The 19220-nt window shown below is 46.2% G+C and carries 20 protein-coding genes and 1 tRNA gene; 20 read left to right on the top strand and 1 reads right to left on the bottom strand.

Going from position 1 to position 19220, the window contains the following annotated elements:
* Positions 1–2: 2 nt before the first annotated feature.
* The 8 genes from AC08OG_RS11810 to AC08OG_RS11775 all read left to right on the top strand — a co-directional run bounded on the left by AC08OG_RS11810 (position 3) and on the right by AC08OG_RS11775 (position 6551).
* A complete protein-coding gene (locus AC08OG_RS11810; RefSeq protein ID WP_482929590.1) occupies positions 3–467 on the top strand; it encodes a DUF4149 domain-containing protein in 465 nt (154 codons plus the stop codon).
* Between the two features lies 1 nt (position 468).
* On the top strand, positions 469–1086 hold the full coding sequence (rlmE, locus tag AC08OG_RS11805) for a 23S rRNA (uridine(2552)-2'-O)-methyltransferase RlmE (RefSeq protein WP_292353699.1): 618 nt from the start codon (positions 469–471) through the stop codon (positions 1084–1086).
* Positions 1087–1131: 45 nt separating this feature from the next.
* A complete protein-coding gene (gene ftsH / locus AC08OG_RS11800) occupies positions 1132–3033 on the top strand; it encodes an ATP-dependent zinc metalloprotease FtsH (RefSeq protein ID WP_292354101.1) in 1902 nt (633 codons plus the stop codon).
* Between the two features lie 101 nt (positions 3034–3134).
* Positions 3135–3884, top strand: coding sequence for a dihydropteroate synthase (gene folP / locus AC08OG_RS11795; RefSeq protein WP_482929589.1), 750 nt, complete (start codon positions 3135–3137; stop codon positions 3882–3884).
* Positions 3877–5226: a phosphoglucosamine mutase gene (glmM, locus tag AC08OG_RS11790; protein WP_292400026.1), complete on the top strand. Its 1350-nt coding sequence runs from the start codon at positions 3877–3879 to the stop codon at positions 5224–5226. The genes folP and glmM overlap by 8 nt, the downstream gene beginning before the upstream one ends.
* A 100-nt stretch (positions 5227–5326) precedes the next feature.
* Complete coding sequence (tpiA, locus tag AC08OG_RS11785; protein ID WP_292353702.1) at positions 5327–6106, top strand: triose-phosphate isomerase; 780 nt, start codon at positions 5327–5329, stop codon at positions 6104–6106.
* 8 nt (positions 6107–6114) lie between these two features.
* Positions 6115–6447, top strand: coding sequence for a preprotein translocase subunit SecG (gene secG / locus AC08OG_RS11780; protein WP_292400023.1), 333 nt, complete (start codon positions 6115–6117; stop codon positions 6445–6447).
* Between the two features lie 19 nt (positions 6448–6466).
* A tRNA-Leu gene (locus tag AC08OG_RS11775) sits at positions 6467–6551 on the top strand.
* 110 nt (positions 6552–6661) lie between these two features.
* Here AC08OG_RS11775 and rarD read toward each other — a convergent pair.
* Positions 6662–7543 carry an EamA family transporter RarD gene (gene rarD, locus AC08OG_RS11770; RefSeq protein WP_292400020.1) on the bottom strand — a complete coding sequence of 294 codons (882 nt, stop codon included), beginning with the start codon at positions 7541–7543 and terminating at the stop codon, positions 6662–6664.
* A gap of 189 nt (positions 7544–7732) precedes the next feature.
* Between rarD and AC08OG_RS11765 the strand changes: the two genes are divergently transcribed.
* The 12 genes from AC08OG_RS11765 (at position 7733) to nuoK (ending at position 19219) form a co-directional block, all read left to right on the top strand.
* Positions 7733–9691, top strand: coding sequence for a putative bifunctional diguanylate cyclase/phosphodiesterase (locus tag AC08OG_RS11765; protein ID WP_482929588.1), 1959 nt, complete (start codon positions 7733–7735; stop codon positions 9689–9691).
* Between the two features lie 140 nt (positions 9692–9831).
* Positions 9832–10188: an NADH-quinone oxidoreductase subunit A gene (gene ndhC / locus AC08OG_RS11760; protein ID WP_292353706.1), complete on the top strand. Its 357-nt coding sequence runs from the start codon at positions 9832–9834 to the stop codon at positions 10186–10188.
* Complete coding sequence (locus AC08OG_RS11755; RefSeq protein WP_292353707.1) at positions 10179–10667, top strand: NuoB/complex I 20 kDa subunit family protein; 489 nt, start codon at positions 10179–10181, stop codon at positions 10665–10667. Before ndhC ends, AC08OG_RS11755 begins: the two co-directional genes overlap by 10 nt.
* Positions 10668–10676: 9 nt before the next feature.
* Entirely contained in the window at positions 10677–11348 is a 672-nt protein-coding gene (locus AC08OG_RS11750) for an NADH-quinone oxidoreductase subunit C (RefSeq protein ID WP_292353708.1), read from the top strand.
* Positions 11348–12601 carry an NADH-quinone oxidoreductase subunit D gene (locus tag AC08OG_RS11745; RefSeq protein WP_292353709.1) on the top strand — a complete coding sequence of 418 codons (1254 nt, stop codon included), beginning with the start codon at positions 11348–11350 and terminating at the stop codon, positions 12599–12601. Before AC08OG_RS11750 ends, AC08OG_RS11745 begins: the two co-directional genes overlap by 1 nt.
* Entirely contained in the window at positions 12598–13110 is a 513-nt protein-coding gene (gene nuoE, locus AC08OG_RS11740; protein WP_482929587.1) for an NADH-quinone oxidoreductase subunit NuoE, read from the top strand. The genes AC08OG_RS11745 and nuoE overlap by 4 nt, the downstream gene beginning before the upstream one ends.
* Positions 13110–14408 (top strand): NADH-quinone oxidoreductase subunit NuoF, encoded by a 1299-nt coding sequence (nuoF, locus tag AC08OG_RS11735; protein WP_292353711.1) that lies wholly within the window; start codon positions 13110–13112, stop codon positions 14406–14408. The genes nuoE and nuoF overlap by 1 nt, the downstream gene beginning before the upstream one ends.
* Entirely contained in the window at positions 14401–16764 is a 2364-nt protein-coding gene (nuoG, locus tag AC08OG_RS11730; protein WP_439503938.1) for an NADH-quinone oxidoreductase subunit NuoG, read from the top strand. Before nuoF ends, nuoG begins: the two co-directional genes overlap by 8 nt.
* A complete protein-coding gene (gene nuoH, locus AC08OG_RS11725) occupies positions 16757–17809 on the top strand; it encodes an NADH-quinone oxidoreductase subunit NuoH (protein WP_439503937.1) in 1053 nt (350 codons plus the stop codon). Before nuoG ends, nuoH begins: the two co-directional genes overlap by 8 nt.
* Positions 17806–18297, top strand: a complete 492-nt coding sequence (gene nuoI, locus AC08OG_RS11720) for an NADH-quinone oxidoreductase subunit NuoI (protein WP_439503936.1) — start codon at positions 17806–17808, stop codon at positions 18295–18297. The genes nuoH and nuoI overlap by 4 nt, the downstream gene beginning before the upstream one ends.
* Positions 18298–18308: 11 nt before the next feature.
* Positions 18309–18917: an NADH-quinone oxidoreductase subunit J gene (locus AC08OG_RS11715; protein ID WP_292353718.1), complete on the top strand. Its 609-nt coding sequence runs from the start codon at positions 18309–18311 to the stop codon at positions 18915–18917.
* Positions 18914–19219: an NADH-quinone oxidoreductase subunit NuoK gene (nuoK, locus tag AC08OG_RS11710; RefSeq protein WP_292353720.1), complete on the top strand. Its 306-nt coding sequence runs from the start codon at positions 18914–18916 to the stop codon at positions 19217–19219. The genes AC08OG_RS11715 and nuoK overlap by 4 nt, the downstream gene beginning before the upstream one ends.
* Position 19220 lies beyond the last annotated feature (1 nt).

Below are 19220 nucleotides of genomic sequence, written 5' to 3'. Positions count from 1 at the left end.
GGTTGAATCGTTCTGAAACTATTGGCGAACGCTTATTACTGACACTGTGGGTAGGCGCTTTATGGTCAGTCGGTTATCTTGCTGTTCCGCTGGCTTTTATCAGCCTTGAGACATTGGTGGCCGCAGATTATGCGGCCAAACTGTTTTTTGCAGTGAATGTTATTGGCATAATCAGTGGTACGCTGATTCTTCTGGGCAAAATAATTATTCAGCGTGGCCGGGCAATACATTCCTGGCGTTTCTGGATTTTGATGGCCATGTTGGTGATTACCTTGATATTCAGCATGTATATACAGCCTGAGATGGCCAGCATAAAAACGGTCGATAACTGGCGTTTAGAGACCAATCTCGCCGAGCGCTTTGAATGGTTACATATGCTGAGTCAGAATCTGTATCTGATGTTGAGTATTGCCGGATTATTGTTAGTACTGAGTACTGACAAAATCCACGTGGCAGAGAAGAATTGAAATGGCGCGCAGTAAATCCAGCACAAATTGGCTTAAAGAACATTTTGACGATCCTTATGTCAAAAAAGCACAGCAGAAAGGTTACCGTTCCAGAGCAACCTTCAAACTGGAAGAAATCGATCAGAAAGATAAATTAATTCGCAACGGCATGTCGGTGGTCGATCTTGGTTCGGCGCCTGGGGGATGGTCTGATTATGCTTTGCATCGGGTCGGTGACAAAGGTAAAGTTATTGCATTGGACATTTTACCGATGACACCTCTGACTGGAGTACATTTCATTGAGGGTGATTTTCGTGAGGATCATGTACTCGAAAAACTGAATGAAGTATTGGCCGGACAATCAATAGACCTTGTATTATCGGATATGGCCCCCAATATGACAGGTGTAGGCGCAATCGATCAGCCGGGTAGTATGTATCTTGTCGAACTGGCATTGGATTTTGCTATTAATAACTTGAGTAAACAGGGTGATTTTCTGGTCAAAGTTTTTCAGGGCGAAGGCTTTGATGAATTTTTGAAGTCTATGCGGTCACATTTTAATAAAGTGACAACCCGTAAACCTGATGCTTCACGTGCTCGCAGCCGTGAGGTATATCTACTCGGACGTGGACTGAAATGACAGTAAAAAGACTAACGTTACTAGGGGTAACAAACATTGAGTGACATGATGAAAAATATTGTTTTATGGGTCGTCATCGCGATGGTATTGATGTCGGTATTTAACAATTTCGGTCCGCAGCAAAGCAAGCAGAGCGAAATGGATTACTCGACCTTTATCAGCAGTGTGAAAAATGGCGGGGTCTCCAGTGTGGATATCCAGGGTCGGACGATCACCGGCAAATTATCGGATGGCAGTAACTTTACTACCTACAGTCCAGATTACGATCCAGGCCTGATTGGTGATTTGCTGGATAACGGCGTGGCTATCAAAGCTGAACCAGCAGAAAAAACCGGTCTGCTGATGCAGATATTTATTTCATGGTTCCCAATGTTGTTACTGATTGGTGTGTGGATTTTCTTCATGCGTCAGATGCAAGGTGGCGGTGGTAAAAACCCCATGTCTTTTGGCAAAAGCAAAGCCCGCATGTTGAATGAAGATCAGGTTAAAGTGACCTTCAAAGATGTTGCTGGCGTCGAGGAAGCTAAAGAAGAAGTTCATGAATTAGTCGACTTCTTGCGTGATCCAGGCAAATTCCAGAAGCTGGGTGGACGCATTCCACGCGGTATTCTGATGGTTGGTTCGCCAGGTACTGGTAAAACATTATTAGCCAAAGCGATTGCCGGTGAAGCGAAAGTACCTTTCTTTACTATTTCGGGTTCTGATTTCGTTGAAATGTTTGTTGGTGTCGGTGCATCACGTGTTCGTGACATGTTTGAACAAGCAAAAAAACATGCACCATGTATTATCTTTATCGATGAGATTGATGCCGTCGGTCGTCACCGTGGTGCCGGTATGGGCGGTGGTAATGACGAACGTGAGCAGACACTGAATCAGTTGTTGGTTGAGATGGATGGTTTTGAAGGTAATGAAGGCGTCATTATTATTGCCGCCACCAACCGTCCTGACGTACTTGATCCCGCTTTATTGCGTCCGGGGCGCTTTGACAGACAGGTAGTAGTGCCATTACCGGATATTCGTGGACGTGAACAGATTCTGAAAGTTCATATGGGTAAAGTGCCCGCTGATGAAGATGTTGATCCAAGTGTAATTGCACGTGGAACTCCAGGCTTTTCAGGTGCTGACCTTGCCAATCTGGTGAATGAAGCTGCTTTATTTGCGGCCCGCACCAACAAACGCCTGGTATCAATGGTGGATTTGGAGTTAGCCAAAGATAAAATCATGATGGGTGCTGAACGTCGCTCAATGGTCATGAGTGATAAAGAAAAAGAACTGACGGCCTATCATGAAGCCGGTCACGCCATTGTTGGGCGCAGTGTACCGGGCCACGATCCAGTGTATAAAGTGAGTATCATCCCTCGTGGTCGTGCGCTGGGTGTAACGATGTTTTTACCAATCGAAGACAGATACAGTTACACCAAACAACAATTGGAAAGTCAGATTTCAAGCCTGTATGGCGGTCGACTGGCTGAAGAAATGATTTTTGGTGCTGAAGCAGTGACTACTGGTGCCTCAAATGATATTCAGCGGGCAACAGAACTGGCACACAATATGGTCACCAAATGGGGACTATCGGACAATATGGGGCCTTTATCTTATGGTGAAGAAGAAGGCGAAGTTTTTCTGGGTCGCAGTGTTACCCAGCACAAGTCAGTATCTGATTTGACAGCTAAACAGATTGATGAAGATGTTCGTGCATTGATTACCAGGAATTATGATCGTGCCAAAAATATTCTGACCGAAAATGCTGATAAATTGCACACCATGGCAAAACTTCTGATCAAATACGAAACGATTGATAGCGATCAGATCGATGCGATCATGGAAGGACGTGAACCAGGTGCACCTAAGGGTTGGGATGATAAATCATCGACTCCACCACCATCCGCTAAAGCAGATGAAGATGGCCCGGAACCTACAGGCAAACCTGCTGATCAATTAAACTGAGAAAAGTTAAATCATGATGATGGATTTTGCGGGCAAATCTCTGGATTTGTCCGCTCCGCACGTTATGGGCATCGTCAATGTAACGCCCGACTCCTTTTCGGATGGCGGGCGTTTTTTCGGCTGATAAAGCCCTCGAACAAGCTCGAAAACTGGTTGCTGATGGCGCTACTATTATTGATATTGGTGGCGAATCGACTCGTCCCGGCTCTGAACCTGTTGGTGTTGAAGAAGAAATTCGCCGAGTGGTGCCTGCAATAGAAGCTATTCATGCTGAGCTTGATGTGGTTATTTCTATCGATACCATGAAAGCTGAAGTTATGCGTGCTGCAGTAGCGGCTGGGGCGAGCCTGATAAACGATGTAAATGCGTTACGTAGTGAAGGGGCATTACAGGCAGCCGCTGAACTGGGTGTTCCGGTGTGCCTGATGCATATGCAGGGCTCACCTCAAACCATGCAACAACAGCCCCACTATTCCGATGTGGTCAGTGAAGTAAATGAATTTCTGTCTGAGCGGGTTGCTGCCTGTGAAGCAGCGGGAATTTCGCGTTCAAAGATTATTCTGGACCCGGGATTTGGCTTTGGTAAAAATGCCCGTCATAATCTGCGATTAATGAAGCATTTATCGGTGATAACGGAATCGGATCTGCCTGTCCTGGTCGGCGTTTCACGAAAATCCATTATCGGTGCGATGCTCAATATATCGGTTGAAGAACGATTGGCGGGAAGCCTGGCTCTGGCATCGATAGCGATATGGCAAGGCGCAAAAATCATACGCAGTCATGATGTCCGGGAGACCGTACAGGCAGTCCGATTGTGTGAACATGTAATGCAGGTTAACGATTTTGACTGAACAAAAACGACGTTATTTTGGTACTGATGGCATCAGAGGAAGAGTAGGCGATGGCGCCATTACACCTGACTTTGTATTGAAACTCGGGTGGGCGATTGGACGTGTGTTGGCGAAGGAACGTAACAGCAAGGTTTTGATCGGTAAAGACACCAGAATATCCGGTTATATGTTTGAATCCGCATTACAGGCAGGCCTTTCAGCCGCTGGTGTAGATGTATATTTAATGGGGCCAATGCCAACCCCCGCAGTAGCTTATCTAACCCGCACATTTCATGCCCAGGCAGGCATTGTAATCAGTGCCTCGCATAATCCCTATCATGATAATGGCATTAAATTCTTCTCTGATAAGGGAACCAAGTTGCCGGATTCAGTTGAACTGGCGATTGAGGCAATGCTTGACCAGCCGATTAGAACGGTTGATTCTGCCTATTTAGGCAAGGCCCACCGTATTGCTGATGCTGCAGGACGTTATATTGAGTTTTGTAAAAGCACCATTTCGACTGGGGTTGATTTATCCAATCTGAAAATTGTGGTGGATTGCGCTCATGGTGCCACTTATCACATCGCACCAAACGTATTCCGTGAACTGGGTGCCGAAGTCATTTTGATGGGCGCCGAGCCGGATGGTCTGAATATCAATCAGAATTGTGGTTCGACTGAACCGCGATTACTGCAAGCCAGCGTTCTCGAGCATAAAGCTGATTTGGGTATTGCTCTGGATGGCGATGGTGACCGCCTTATCATGGTGGATCATCAGGGCGAGCTGGTAGATGGTGATGATATTCTGTTTATCATTGCCCGTGGAAGACAACGTGTTGGTCTGGATAGAGGCCATGTGGTCGGTACACAGATGTCGAATCTGGGATTGCAACATGCCTTGGAAAAACACGACATTATTCTGCATCGGGCAAATGTCGGTGATCGTTATGTGATGGAGAAGCTGCAACAGGTTGAAGGACTGATTGGTGGCGAGGCCTCAGGACATATTATCTGTCTGGATAAAACCAGCACGGGGGATGGTATTGTTGCAGCATTGCAGGTACTGGCTGAAATCCAGCAAACGGGTAGCAGCCTGCATGAACTGTGCTCTGCTGTCATAAAATATCCACAACGTCTTGTTAATGTACGTATTGATAAACTGGTTAATTTACGGGATTATCCGGAAATTCAAGCGGCTGTAGAAGAAGTGGAGAAAACACTTGGTCAGGAAGGGCGAGTGCTGCTGAGAGCCTCCGGAACAGAACCGGTTATAAGAGTAATGGTTGAGGGGCACGATGCAACCCGCACTAACCAGTTAGCCAAGTCTCTGGCCGAACAAATTGAGATAATATTACAACGTTAGATAAGTAATTCTATGCCAACAGAGTGAGCGGAGAGGACATTGCTTTATCTTCGGTCTGTCGGTACCCTTTATAATTAATTCTTATTGAGAGTAGGTGTCTGTGCGCAAACCGCTGGTCGCTGGTAACTGGAAAATGAACGGCTCTAGCGCAAGCAACAAATTGTTGCTTGATGCGATACTGGCGCAAAGAGACTCCTTTGCTTCAGTTGATGTCGCTTTATTCCCTCCTGCACTATATATACAACAGGTTCAGTCTGCTTTATCCGGTACAGGAATGTATTGGGGGACGCAAAATGTGTCGCAATTTGATTCTGGTGCTTATACCGGTGAAATTTCAGCGGCAATGTTGCATGACTTTAGTTGTCAGTATGTGTTGATTGGTCATTCCGAACGACGTTGCCTGTATGCAGAGCTAAATCTGGATCAGGTTTTTCTTGATCATATCATCGCAGAAAAATATGAAATGTCCGTCAAGCATGGCATTACCCCCATTATCTGTATTGGTGAAAGCCCGGAAGAACACTCCATGGGCCGCACCGAAGAAATGGTGGCACGCTTGATGGATATAGTGATTGCGCAACAAGGGGTCAAAGCGCTGTCAAAAGTGGTATTGGCATATGAACCTGTCTGGGCAATCGGAACAGGTAAGACAGCCAGCCCGGAATGGGCGCAGGATGTACATTCGTTCATGCGTCAGCGGGTGGCAAAACATGATGCGAATATTGCCGCATCACTCAGAATACTTTACGGCGGCAGCGTAAAAGGTAATAATGCTGCTCCATTATTTGCCAAGCCCGATATTGATGGTGGATTAATCGGCGGCGGCTCTAGAGATGCCGATGAATTTGTAAAAATCTGTCAGGCTGCAGTTCAAAATTAGGAAGTTAAATGGATGCGTTGATTCTGGTGGTTCACATTGTGATCTCACTATTGTTAGTTGGTTTGATCTTAATCCAGCACGGTAAAGGTGCTGATGCCGGTGCTGCATTTGGCGGCGGTGGCAGTGGCGGCGGTGGGGCTTCTTCAAGCCTGTTCGGGAGTCAGGGCTCTGCATCTTTCCTGAGTCGTAGCAGCGCCATTCTGGCCACAGTATTTTTTATTACCAGTCTGACATTGGCTTATCTTGCTGGTAACGCTGATCGTGTTCAGAGTGTTACTGACTCAGTGGTAGTTGAACAGCCTGCAGAAGAAAGTCCTGCGGATCTCCCAGACTTTCCATAAAAATCCCTCACAGTTAATTGCCGTCGTGGTGAAATTGGTAGACACGCTATCTTGAGGGGGTAGTGCCTTAGGGTGTGCCGGTTCGACTCCGGCCGACGGCACCAATATATAAAAACCCGCCAGTGAATAAAATCGCTGAGCGGGTTTTTTATTTTTGAATATAATCGGCAAATTCCAAATTGTTAGCCCAATAAGTCGATTTATAGAAAGCGTATTATTGGTGATTAACCTGTCGACGATGCTTTTTCCACATACCTGCAATAAAGAATATTAACGCTATCCAGATTAATCCAAAGGTTATCAGCCTTTCCGGTGGGTAGGCTTCTTTGAGCACAAAAACGCCAATCACAAATTGAATTGTCGGGTTGATGTACATAATAAACCCCACTACTGATAAATCGACTCGACTGGCCGCCATGGCAAATAGAACCAAAGGCAGAGCAGTGAGAAAACCTGAACCAATAAGTAGCAACGTTAATTGTGAGCTCTCACCAAATGCGAGATTGTAATCAACGTTTGTTGATTGCCAAAGGATCCAGAACAGCGCAACAGGGGCCAACCATAAGGTTTCAATGGTCAAGCCGTTTACGCCATCGACAGGATGTTTTTTTCGAATGAGTCCATAAAGTGCAAATGCCAGGGCCAACGATAAGCCTACCCATGGAATGCTCCCCAGGCTGACCCATTCCCACAAAAACGCAATTGTGGCCAGCACCCCGGCCCAAGCCTGTAAAGGATGCAGCTGTTCTTTAAGTAACCATCTCGCCAATAACAGACTCATTACCGGGGTAATGAAATATCCCAGGCTGGCTTCCAGCACACGATGCTGTGAAACTGCCCAGATAAATATCAACCAATTTACCGCAATAAGTAATGATGATAACGCCAGCCACAATAATAATTTTTTATCGGCAAAAGTCTTAATCAACTTACGGCCGCGGCCCAGTAAAAGGCCTACCACCGTGGTGGCAAGTAAAGACCAGAGAATTCGGTGCGACAACACTTCAACGGCTGATACGCTATTGAGATAACTGAAATAAAGTGGGAAGCTGCCCCAGATAACGTATGCAGCAATGGCGAAAATCAGTCCATACATAAAGTAAATCGCTTAAAGATAATGTTATTGATGACCTTGGCTAAAAGGCTTGAGGTTGTACATATTAACGAAATGGCTATGCTAGGGTCTTTTTAAGAAATTAAACCCATGAACGATACTTAAAAGAGTATGGTTACAAAAAATATAAACGTAATAATTAAGATGGTATGAATTGGATAGGTAGACCGGGTGTTAAGCAATAAACTCAACCAATTGCAGAGTCGACTTAATAAGTCTCGAAGAGCAGGATATCTTGCACCACTGCGAATTGCATTGTTTTATGCCATTTTTGCCACATTATGGATTATTTTTTCAGATCAACTTATAGAACGGTTCACCCGAGATCCCCTGTTATTGTCACGTTTACAAACATACAAGGGATTACTGTTTGTCACTATCACGACCATCCTGGTCTGGTTGATGACCCAACGTTCATGGTTATCGCAAAATAAACTTATTGCTGCATTGCAGGATAGTCAATCAAGGTTATGTTTGATCTTTGATAATGTGTCATGCGGGATACTGGAATGCGATCTGCAAGGGCGAATTACTTTCAGTAATCAAGCCCATCATGAGATTCTGGGCGTTAAACCTAATGAGTTGATCGGATCCCATATCTGGGATTATCAACCGGATGAAACCACTCAACAGCAATTTAAACGATTGTTCGATAATTTGGTGATCCATCAGCCATCACCAGATTTAATGGTTACCACCAATCTTAGCCAGCAAGGTCAGCAAAAAATTCTGGAATATAGCTGGGACTATATTTATGACGAGCTGGGTGATTTGACGGGGCTAATTGCCGTTATTTCTGACATTACCACACGTAAACAGCAGGAAGAACGAATACTTCATCTGGCGCAATACGATACGTTAACGAGCCTGCCTAATCGCTTTCTGGCATTGGATCGTTTATCCCAACGGCTGAAGTTGGCCCACCCCAATAAAGACATGGTGGGTGTGTTATGTATGGATTTAGATGATTTTAAAAAAATTAACGAATCATTGGGACATTCTGCCGGCGATGCCTTACTGATCCAGGTCACAAAGCGTATTCAGACGCATATTCGCCATGGTGACACTCTTGGTCGGCTTGGTGGTGATGAATTTATTGTGTTGCTGACCGACCTGCAGACAACGGAGGAAATTACGCAAATTGTTGAAAATCTGATTCAGCAATTTCGCTTGCCTTTCAGCATTGATGGGCAATCTCTCACAATGACCTTAAGTATTGGTGTTGCCATTCATCCTGTGGATGGAAATGATGCTTCACAATTACTCAGACAAGCTGATGCAGCCATGTTTTATGCTAAAAGTAATGGGCGTAATACTTTTACATATTACACCGAGTCAATGAACCGTGATGCAACCCGCCGATTATTGATAGAGCAACAGATGTATGGAGCTTTGGAAAGAGGCGAGTTTTATCTGTTTTATCAACCACAGATTGAGTTGGCAACGGGGAAAATGATTGGTGCTGAAGCCTTGTTACGTTGGCAAAACGATCAGTTGGGTCCCATCGGTCCTGATGAGTTTATACCTGTTGCTGAGCAAACCTGTCTGATTGTCTCGATTGGCGAATTTGTGATGCATTCAGCTATAAAAATGGCATCAAAATGGCAGGCGCTTCAGCCAGATTTTCGCATGGCGATCAACCTTTCTCCCTGTCAGTTTCGTGACCCTGGATTGTTAGGTTTTGTAGAGCAGCAGCTACTGCAATACCCAGTTCAGCCCAATACGCTGGAATTGGAAATAACCGAGGGTGTATTACTTAGCGGCTACCTGATGACTGATGAGTTATTTCAGTCTTTTACTGCTAAGGGAATTGAGATGGCGATGGACGATTTTGGTACTGGCTATTCATCACTTAGCTATCTGCGGCGCTATCCTTTTGCCATATTAAAAATCGATCGAAGCTTTATTAACGATATGACAACTGATCCAGCCGATAGGGAATTGGTTAATGCCAGCATTGCCATGGCGCATGGGCTTGGCCTGAAAGTCGTTGCTGAAGGTGTGGAGACTGAAGAGCAGGCAAACTCCCTCAAAATAATGAATTGCGATTATGTGCAGGGATATTATTTCAGCAAACCGATTACCCCTGATGAATTAATCTCAAAGCTGGAGAATTATGTTCATGAATAAATGCATCTAAATGCACGCTTCAAATACAGCACGTTAATGTGTACTATCGGGAGTTGATCAAATAATTTTGATTTCGTAAAAACAATAATAATTATCAGGTGTCACAAAGACACTACATCTCGGAAGAGTGGAAGGGCGGCATGTTAGAGGGATACCTCCCCATTTTGTTGTTTATTATCATTGGCATTGGCTTCGGTGTGATGCCTCTTATTGCGGGCTTTATTATCGGGCCACAGCGCCCTGATGCCGAAAAACGCTCCAGCTATGAATGTGGCTTTGAACCTTTTGAAGACACGCATGGCAGATTTGATGTGCGTTATTACCTGGTTGCCATCCTGTTTATCATTTTCGATCTGGAAATCGCCTTTTTATTCCCTTGGGCTATCGTGCTCGATGAAATCGGGGTGTTTGGTTTGCTGGCCATGTTCCTGTTTCTGGGGATTCTGGTAGTAGGCTTTATCTATGAATGGAAAAAAGGAGCCCTGGAATGGGAATAGAGGGCGTTCTTCACGAAGGTATAGTCACCACTTCTGCAGATAAATTAATCAACTGGGCCCGGACCGGTTCTTTATGGCCGATGACCTTTGGTCTTGCATGTTGTGCAGTTGAAATGATGCATGCCGGAGCGTCACGTTATGATCTGGATCGTTTCGGGGTAGTGTTTCGGCCCAGTCCCCGTCAGTCGGATGTGATGATTGTGGCTGGCACCCTTGTTAACAAAATGGCACCGGCATTACGCAAGGTCTATGACCAGATGTCCGAACCTCGCTGGGTTATTTCAATGGGATCCTGTGCTAATGGCGGTGGCTACTACCATTATTCCTATTCGGTCGTTCGGGGCTGTGATCGGATAGTACCGGTGGATATTTATGTGCCGGGTTGTCCGCCAACTGCTGAAGCCTTACTCTACGGTATTATTCAGTTACAGAAAAAGATTCAACGTACCAATACCATCGCTAAAAGCTCACAAGCATAAGGTTGTTGCATGGAATCGCTTAAACATAAACTGGAACAGCATTTTGCCAATCAGCTGGTGGAGTGTGAGTTTAATCGAGGCGAATTAACAATCCATGTTGAGGCTGAACAGATTATTCCAGTATGCCAAGCATTACGCGATGAATTTGAGTTTACCCAATTAATTGATTTATGCGGTGTAGATTATTCCGTATATGGCAACAGTGGCTGGGAAACCAAACAGGCCACTGAACATGGTTTCAGTCGGGCACGTGAACCGTTTTCGCAAATCGACGAAATGGACGAAGGCTTTCGCTATGCCGTTGTTTATCATTTGCTATCGGTGCAACACAATAATCGACTTCGCCTTAAGGTGGATCTGATTGCTGAAACGCCCATTATTGATTCAGTTACCAGCATCTGGCATTCGGCAGACTGGTACGAACGTGAAGCCTTTGATTTGTTTGGCATCCTGTTCAAAGGCCATGAAGATCTGCGACGTATTCTGACGGATTATGGTTTTGTCGGACATCCGTTTCGCAAGGATTTCCCATTGATTGGCAATGTGGAAATGCTTTATGACCCCGAACAGAAACGGGTGATTTATCAGCCAGTCAGTATTGAACCTAGAACACTGGTCCCGCGGGTAATTCGTGATGATAACCGTTACCTGCAACCGCATGGCAGCGAGGCCAAGAAATAATGGCTGAAATTAAAAATTACACGCTGAATTTTGGCCCACAACATCCAGCAGCACATGGTGTATTACGGCTGATTCTGGAAATGGATGGCGAGGTTATTGTGCACGCTGATCCACATATTGGTTTGTTGCATCGTGGTACCGAAAAGCTGGCTGAGTCCAAACCCTATAACCAGAGTATTGGTTATATGGATCGGCTGGATTATGTGTCGATGATGTGTAACGAACATGCCTATGTGATGGCGATAGAAAAGCTGTTAGGTATTGAACCTCCGGTTCGGGCACAGTACATCCGGGTATTGTTTGATGAAATGACCCGGGTTTTGAATCACCTGATGTGGCTTGGTGCACATGGTCTGGATATCGGTGCTATGACCGTCTTTCTTTATTGCTTTCGTGAGCGTGAAGATTTAATGGACTGTTACGAAGCTGTATCCGGTGCAAGGTTACATGCAACCTATTATCGTCCAGGTGGCGTCTATCGTGATTTACCCAACAGCATGCCGCAATATCAAAAATCCAAATGGCATTCTGACGCAGAGGTTAAAAAGTTAAACCAAAGCCGCGAAGGCAGCCTGCTCGATTTTATTGAGGACTTCTGTCAACGCTTTCCCAAATGCGTTGATGAATATGAAACGCTGTTGACCGATAACCGTATCTGGAAGCAACGTACCGTAGGAATTGGTGTGGTATCGCCGGAACGCGCGCTGCAACTTGGTTTTACCGGACCAATGCTACGTGGCAGTGGTGTGGAATGGGACTTAAGGCGCAAGCAGCCCTATGAAGTTTATGACCGATTGGATTTTGATATCCCGGTGGGTAAAGAGGGGGATTGTTATGATCGATATCTGGTACGCATTGAAGAGATGCGTCAGTCCAATAAAATCATGCAGCAATGTATTGACTGGCTGCGAGTCAATCCGGGGCCAGTGATTGTTGATAATGTCAAAATAGCGCCTCCCAGCAGAGCGGATATGAAAGATGATATGGAAGCATTAATTCATCATTTCAAACTGTTTACTGAAGGCTATTGTGTGCCAGAAGGCGAGGTATATAGCGCCGTAGAACATCCCAAGGGGGAGTTTGGTATTTATATGGTTTCGGACGGTGCCAATAAACCTTATCGCGTGAAAATACGTGCCCCGGGCTTTCCCCATCTTGCCGCAATGAACGAAATGGCTAAAGGCCACTTGCTGGCTGATGTGGTGGCCATTATCGGTACCATGGATATTGTTTTCGGGGAGATTGACCGATGACAGCAGAGTTGCAACTCACAGGCCACCGGGATCAGTTGTTCAGTGAATCCATCCGCCAACAGCTGGATAGCTGGATCAGTAAATATCCACCAGGCCAGGCTCAATCAGCGGTCATACCGGCTTTGCATATTCTGCAGGATGCGCATGAAGGATGGCTAAGCGAGGGATTGATGCGTGCGTTGGCGGAGTATCTGGATATTCCGGTTATCAGTGTGTTTGAAGTCGCTACGTTTTATACGATGTTTGAACTTAAACCGGTGGGCCAGCATAAAATCAGCCTTTGTACCAATATTTCCTGTCAGCTTTGTGGTTCGGAAGACATCGCCAGACATATACAGAAAAAGCTGGGGGTTGGTTTTGGGCAAACCACTGCTGACGGCAAATTCACATTAAAAGAAGTAGAGTGCCTGGGAGCTTGTGTCGGTGCCCCCATGCTATTGCTGGATCGTGAATACCATGAGCATCTGACCGTGGAAAAAATCAATACGCTTTTAGACGGGGTGAAATGATGCAACAAAACCAGGTTTGTTTTCGCACCATGCACCTTGACCAGCCCTGGTCGATGGAAGCTTATCGCAGCGTTGGCGGTTACGAAGTACTGGAGAAAATTCTCCGTGAAAAGACCCGTCAGGAAAGTATTATTGAGACCATCAAAAATTCGGCACTACGTGGACGCGGCGGTGCTGGCTTTCCAACCGGGCTGAAATGGAGCTTTATGCCGCGGCGTATGCCAGGGGATAAATATATTGTCTGCAACTCGGATGAAGGCGAACCAGGCACCTGTAAAGATCGTGACATTATGCGTTACAACCCGCACCAGCTGATTGAAGGCATGATTATCGCCGGCTATACCATTGGTGCCCAACGTGGCTACAACTATATTCGTGGTGAGTTTTTTGAGCCGATTGAACGGTTTGAACAAGCATTAATTGAAGCACGTGAAGCGGGTTATTTAGGCAAGGATATTCTTGGTAGTGGATTTAATTTTGAACTTCACACCCATCCTGGGGCCGGTGCGTATATCTGCGGTGAAGAAACGGCGTTACTCGAATCCCTGGAAGGCAAAAAAGGCCAGCCGCGTTACAAACCCCCATTCCCGGCAGGCTATGGTTTATACGGCCGGCCAACCACAATAAACAATACCGAAACGTTAGCCTCGGTGCCGGTCATACTGCAACATGGTGCGGACTGGTTTCATGAGCTGGGCACACCAAATAACGGCGGTCAGAAAATCTTCTGCATGACCGGCCATGTGAATAAACCGGGAAATTATGAAGTGCCATTGGGAATGCCCTTTGCAGAATTACTGGAACTCGCCGGTGGTGTCCGCAATGGCAACAAACTTAAAGCCGTTATCCCCGGTGGCAGTTCGACACCTGTGGTACCTGCAGATGTCATGATGCAAACCGCAATGAGCTATGACGGTATCGGCAAGGCAGGTTCGATGCTTGGGGCAGGGTCAGTGATTGTAATGGACGAAACCACCTGCATGGTCAAAGCGTTGGAGCGCATCGCCTATTTTTATTACGAGGAGTCCTGCGGTCAGTGCACCCCTTGTCGTGAAGGCACCGGCTGGCTATATCGCGTTATTAAACGCATTGAAAATGGCGAAGGCCGTCAGGAAGATCTGGATCGTCTGGTAGATGTTGCGAACAACATTAACGGTAATACGATCTGTGCTCTGGGCGATGCCGCAGCCGCGCCTGTTATCAGCTTTATCAAGCATTTTCGCGATGAATTTCAGTATCACATCGATCACCAACGCTGCCTGGTTGATGAACCAGAATTGAAGTTGAACTATGGTTAATATCGAAATTGATGGCATTCCACTTAAAGTGGATTCAGCCAAAATGATTATTCAGGCTGCTGATGAGGCGGGTATTGATATTCCGCGTTTTTGTTATCACAAAAACCTGTCGATAGTGGCCAACTGCCGTATGTGTCTGGTTGAAGTCGATAAGGCTCGTAAAGCCTTGCCAGCTTGTGCCACGCCAGTTGCAGAGGGAATGAAAGTATTTACTCAGTCAGAAACAGCGCTGGCAGCACAACGTGGCGTTATGGAATTTCTGCTGATCAATCACCCGTTGGATTGCCCGATTTGTGATCAGGGCGGCGAGTGTGAATTACAGGATTTATCGCTGGGCTATGGCAGTGGCATAAGCCGATTCAGTGAGAAAAAACGGGTTGTGAAAGACAAGGATATCGGACCGCTGGTGCAAACCGATATGACCCGCTGCATCCACTGTACCCGTTGTGTGCGCTTTGGGCAGGAAATTGCCGGCATCAAAGAATTGGGTGCGACAGGCCGTGGTGAACATATGGAAATCGGTACCTATGTTGAACACAGTCTGGCGTCGGAGTTATCAGGCAATATCATTGATATCTGTCCGGTAGGTGCACTGACTTCCAAACCTTTCCGTTATAAAGCACGGGCCTGGGAGATGACTTCCCACCCGTCAATTGCGATGCATGATGCCGTGGGTTCCAGTGTGGAGATTCATACCCGGCAGAATGATGTTATGCGTGTGGTTGCCAGAGATAATGAATCCGTAAATCAAAGCTGGATTTCAGACCGGGATCGTTTCAGTTATCTTGGTTTAAAACATCCTGATCGTTTGCTGCATCCCATGATTAAGCAAAATGGTGAATGGCAGACTACCGATTGGCAGACGGCTCTTGAGTTTGCAGTAGAAGGAATCAAACACGTTAAAACCAAAAATGGTGCCGATCAGATTGCCGGCTTGATATCCCCCACAGCTACATTGGAAGAAGCCTATCTGTTCCAGAAATGGCTACGTAATTTTGGTAGTCAGAATATTGATCATCGCTTACGGCAGCAGGATTTCAGTGACGCAGGGCAGGAGCAATTCAGCCCAATCTGCCTGGCAGAAGTTGAAGATTGTGATGCGATTGTCTTATTGGGTTGTAATGTTCGCAGTGAAGCGCCCCTGTTAGCCCATCGAATTCGCCAGTCGGCTTATGCCGGCGGGCTGGTCAGTGATATTAATTTCTTCAAAACCGATTTGCTGATGCCGACAGACCGTCAGGTGGTGGTGAATACGGCACAACTATTCGCCTTGCTCAGCGGCATTACCAAAGCGTTATTACATTTGGATAAGGAGGCTGCTGCAGCCTGGCAACATCTGATTCCTGAAAAAGCGGCCTCGGCAACCGAGCAGAATATTGCGATGCAGCTGGCTAATGGCAATCAACCATTAATTGTTGTTGGTGCATTAGCCAATCAGCACCCTCAGGCAGCAGTCATTCGATCAATGGCGGCGCTTATTAGTAAACTGACAGGAGCACGGCTGTTAATTCTACCGGAAGCGAATAGTCAGGCTTTGCATTTGGCCGGCGCTTTACCGCATAACGAAATGATTAAAGACGTAAAGCCTGGCCTGGATGCTAAAACGGTCTGGGAAGAGCAGTTACGTGCATATGTATTAATGAATATTGAACCGGAATTTGACTGTTCCAATCCCTCTGCTGCCCAACTTGCCTTACAACGAGCCGGTTTTGTAGTCGCAATAAACAGTTTTCATTGCAACAGTCTTCATGAGTATGCCGACGTATTGCTGCCTTTGGCGGCATTTGCAGAAACGTCTGGTACATTTGTCGGTCTGGATCATCAATGGCAGTCCTTTACCGGCGCAGTGGCACCACCGGGAGAAAGTCGTCCAGGCTGGAAAATTCTGCGGGTACTGGGCAATATTTCAAAATTCAACGGGTTTGATTATGTTTCTTCAGAAGGGGTGCGCCAGGAGTTGCAGGATCAGTTGAACCGGCATTCTCCGGTTAAACACGGTTTGTATATTCCAGCTGAAATTTCTCAGGCTGACGGTTTGCAGCTGATTTCAGAGGTGCCGATATATCGTACAGACAGTCTGGTCAGACATAGTAAAGCCCTGCAATTAACACCGGAAAATCAGTTTCTGGATACCTTGCGGATTCATCCGATACAGGCTGAGCAGTCAGGTCTACATCAGGGGGATCAGGTGCATATTCAGCAGGGTGAAATCTCCGTATCGACCACCGTACTGATAGATGAACAGGTTGCTGAGGGCATGGTTTATCTAGCTGCAGCCTCGCCATTAAGTGCCAAATTAACATTAGCCTTTGGTGATGTAGAATTATCAGCCATGCTGGAGACAGCTGATGCTTGATCTGCTCACCCAGCATTTGTTACCCAATATAGGCAAAATTTTGCTGATTGTGTCGGTATTGATGCTGGCGGTAGCCTATCTGACTCTGGCAGAACGCAAAGTGATTGGCTATATCCAGATGCGTATTGGCCCCAATCGTGTTGGGCCGCGTGGCCTGCTGCAACCGATTGCTGATGGTCTGAAGTTATTACTTAAAGAAATCATCTTGCCCACGCGCTCCAATCTCTATTTGTTTGTATTGGCACCGGTATTAGCAATTGGTCCTGCTTTGGCAGCTTGGGCGGTTATCCCGTTTGACGCTGGCATGGTGTTGGCCGATATTAATGCCGGTTTGTTATATGTACTGGCTATTACCTCAATGGGTGTTTACGGCATTGTGATTGCTGGATGGGCCTCCAATTCACGCTATGCTTTTTTAGGCGCGATGCGCAGTGCCGCTCAAGTAGTCTCCTATGAAATTGCCATGGGTTTTGCCCTGGTAGGCGTACTGATTGCCGCTGGTAGCTTGAACCTGAGTGAGATTGTTATGGCTCAGCAAGGCGGTATTTTTTACTGGTACTGGTTACCTTTGTTACCGTTGTTTGTGGTGTATTTTGTCTCTGGTGTGGCGGAAACCAATCGCGCACCGTTTGATATTGCCGAAGGTGAATCCGAAATTGTTGCCGGCTTCCATGTGGAATATTCCGGTATGGCATTTGCGATATTTTTCCTCGCTGAATACGCCGATATGATTTTGATTTCGATTCTGGCCGCCACCTTGTTTATGGGCGGCTGGTTATCACCTTTTGAAGGTATTCCGGTTTTAGAGTCGATGTTTGCCTGGGTGCCGGGACTGGTCTGGCTATTACTGAAAACCAGTATGTTTTTATTTATCTACTTATGGATCCGCGCCACCTTTCCTCGCTATCGTTATGATCAGGTGATGCGTCTCGGCTGGAAAGTGTTTATACCAGTCACATTAGTTTGGCTGGTGATTATTTCGACCATGCAGGTGTTCGATATCGGGCCCTGGTTTAACAACATCGTCGAGGTGACAAGTCCATGAATGAGTCAATTCGTCACTTTTTTAAGAGTTTTCTGCTGTGGGAGTTAGTGCAGGGATTACGGCTGACCGGTCGACATTTGTTTTCGCGCAAGGTCACGGTGCAATATCCCGAAGAGCAAACGCCACAATCGCCACGTTTCCGCGGTTTACATGCTTTACGTCGGTATCCCAATGGTGAAGAGCGCTGTATTGGCTGCAAATTATGTGAAGCAGTTTGCCCTGCATTGGCGATTACCATCGATACCGAACCCCGTGAAGACGGCACCCGCCGAACCACGCGTTATGACATTGATTTATTCAAATGTATTTACTGCGGTTTTTGTGAAGAATCCTGTCCCGTGGATTCGATAGTAGAAACCCGGGTATTTGCCTATCACTTTGAAAATCGTGGTGAAAATATTATGGACAAACAGCAGTTACTGGCGATTGGTGATAAATATGAACCGGAAATCGCTGCTGATCGGGAGGCTGATGCGCCTTATCGATAGGCCGGATAATTATGGAAAAAATACTGTTTTATTTTTTTGCTGGCATTTTATTGTTTGCCGCCACCATGGTGATTACCGTAAGAAATCCGGTGCGTGCAGCATTGTTTCTGGTGCTGGCCTTTTTTACCAGTGCAGCCATCTGGTTGATGCTGGAAGCCGAGTTTCTGGCGATCAGCCTGGTTTTGGTATATGTCGGTGCGGTGCTGGTGCTGTTCCTGTTTGTGGTCATGATGCTGGATATAGATACCAGTGCACTTAAGGAAGGATTTACCCGTTATCTGCCGTTAGGCTTATTAGTTGCCGTTTTGATCGTGCTGGAATTAATTGCCGTATTGGGTGCGGCGAATTTTGGTTTGGATCAGGTGCCCGTTCCTGAAGGTTCTGATGAAAGTAATACCAAAACGCTGGGCCGACTGTTGTATACGGTTTATGTTTATCCATTCGAAATCGCTTCGGTGATTCTGACGGTGGCCATCGTGGCAGCCATTACGCTGACCTTACGGCCCAATAAACGCAAAACTCAGGATCCAGCTGAGCAGGTCAAAGTTCGTAGTAAAGACCGCGTCCGTCTGGTGAAAATGGCCTCGGAAAAGCGCCAGGATGGGAAAGGAAAACCATGATTGCTTTATCTGACTTTCTGATTGTTGCCGCTATTTTGTTCAGCTTGTCTGTTGCCGGTATTTTTCTCAATCGTAAAAACATCATTATCCTGCTGATGTGTATTGAATTGATGTTGCTGGCGGTTAACCTGAACTTTATTGCCTTTTCTTATTACGCCGGGGATGCCGCTGGCCAGGTATTTGTGTTTTTTATTCTGACTGTTGCGGCGGCTGAAGCAGCGATTGGCCTGGCAATCCTGGTCGTATTATTCCGCAATCTCAGCACCATCAATGTTGATGATCTCAACCGGTTAAAGGGCTAAC

It is taken from the genome of Methylophaga sp. F7, assembly GCF_056863975.1.
Note: the sequence above shows the minus strand (reverse complement) of the source record. Positions and strands in the feature narration are given on the sequence as shown.

Coding starts and splice junctions, on each gene's coding strand:
- AC08OG_RS11750 (WP_292353708.1), top strand. CDS start 10,677: ATGGAATCGCTTAAACATAAACTGGAACAGCATTTTGCCAATCAGCTG.
- secG (WP_292400023.1), top strand. CDS start 6,115: ATGGATGCGTTGATTCTGGTGGTTCACATTGTGATCTCACTATTGTTA.
- rarD (WP_292400020.1), bottom strand. CDS start 7,543: ATGTATGGACTGATTTTCGCCATTGCTGCATACGTTATCTGGGGCAGC.
- ftsH (WP_292354101.1), top strand. CDS start 1,132: ATGATGAAAAATATTGTTTTATGGGTCGTCATCGCGATGGTATTGATG.
- rlmE (WP_292353699.1), top strand. CDS start 469: ATGGCGCGCAGTAAATCCAGCACAAATTGGCTTAAAGAACATTTTGAC.
- nuoE (WP_482929587.1), top strand. CDS start 12,598: ATGACAGCAGAGTTGCAACTCACAGGCCACCGGGATCAGTTGTTCAGT.
- nuoG (WP_439503938.1), top strand. CDS start 14,401: ATGGTTAATATCGAAATTGATGGCATTCCACTTAAAGTGGATTCAGCC.
- folP (WP_482929589.1), top strand. CDS start 3,135: ATGGCGGGCGTTTTTTCGGCTGATAAAGCCCTCGAACAAGCTCGAAAA.
- nuoF (WP_292353711.1), top strand. CDS start 13,110: ATGCAACAAAACCAGGTTTGTTTTCGCACCATGCACCTTGACCAGCCC.
- nuoI (WP_439503936.1), top strand. CDS start 17,806: ATGAATGAGTCAATTCGTCACTTTTTTAAGAGTTTTCTGCTGTGGGAG.
- nuoH (WP_439503937.1), top strand. CDS start 16,757: ATGCTTGATCTGCTCACCCAGCATTTGTTACCCAATATAGGCAAAATT.
- AC08OG_RS11745 (WP_292353709.1), top strand. CDS start 11,348: ATGGCTGAAATTAAAAATTACACGCTGAATTTTGGCCCACAACATCCA.
- nuoK (WP_292353720.1), top strand. CDS start 18,914: ATGATTGCTTTATCTGACTTTCTGATTGTTGCCGCTATTTTGTTCAGC.
- ndhC (WP_292353706.1), top strand. CDS start 9,832: ATGTTAGAGGGATACCTCCCCATTTTGTTGTTTATTATCATTGGCATT.
- AC08OG_RS11755 (WP_292353707.1), top strand. CDS start 10,179: ATGGGAATAGAGGGCGTTCTTCACGAAGGTATAGTCACCACTTCTGCA.
- AC08OG_RS11715 (WP_292353718.1), top strand. CDS start 18,309: ATGGAAAAAATACTGTTTTATTTTTTTGCTGGCATTTTATTGTTTGCC.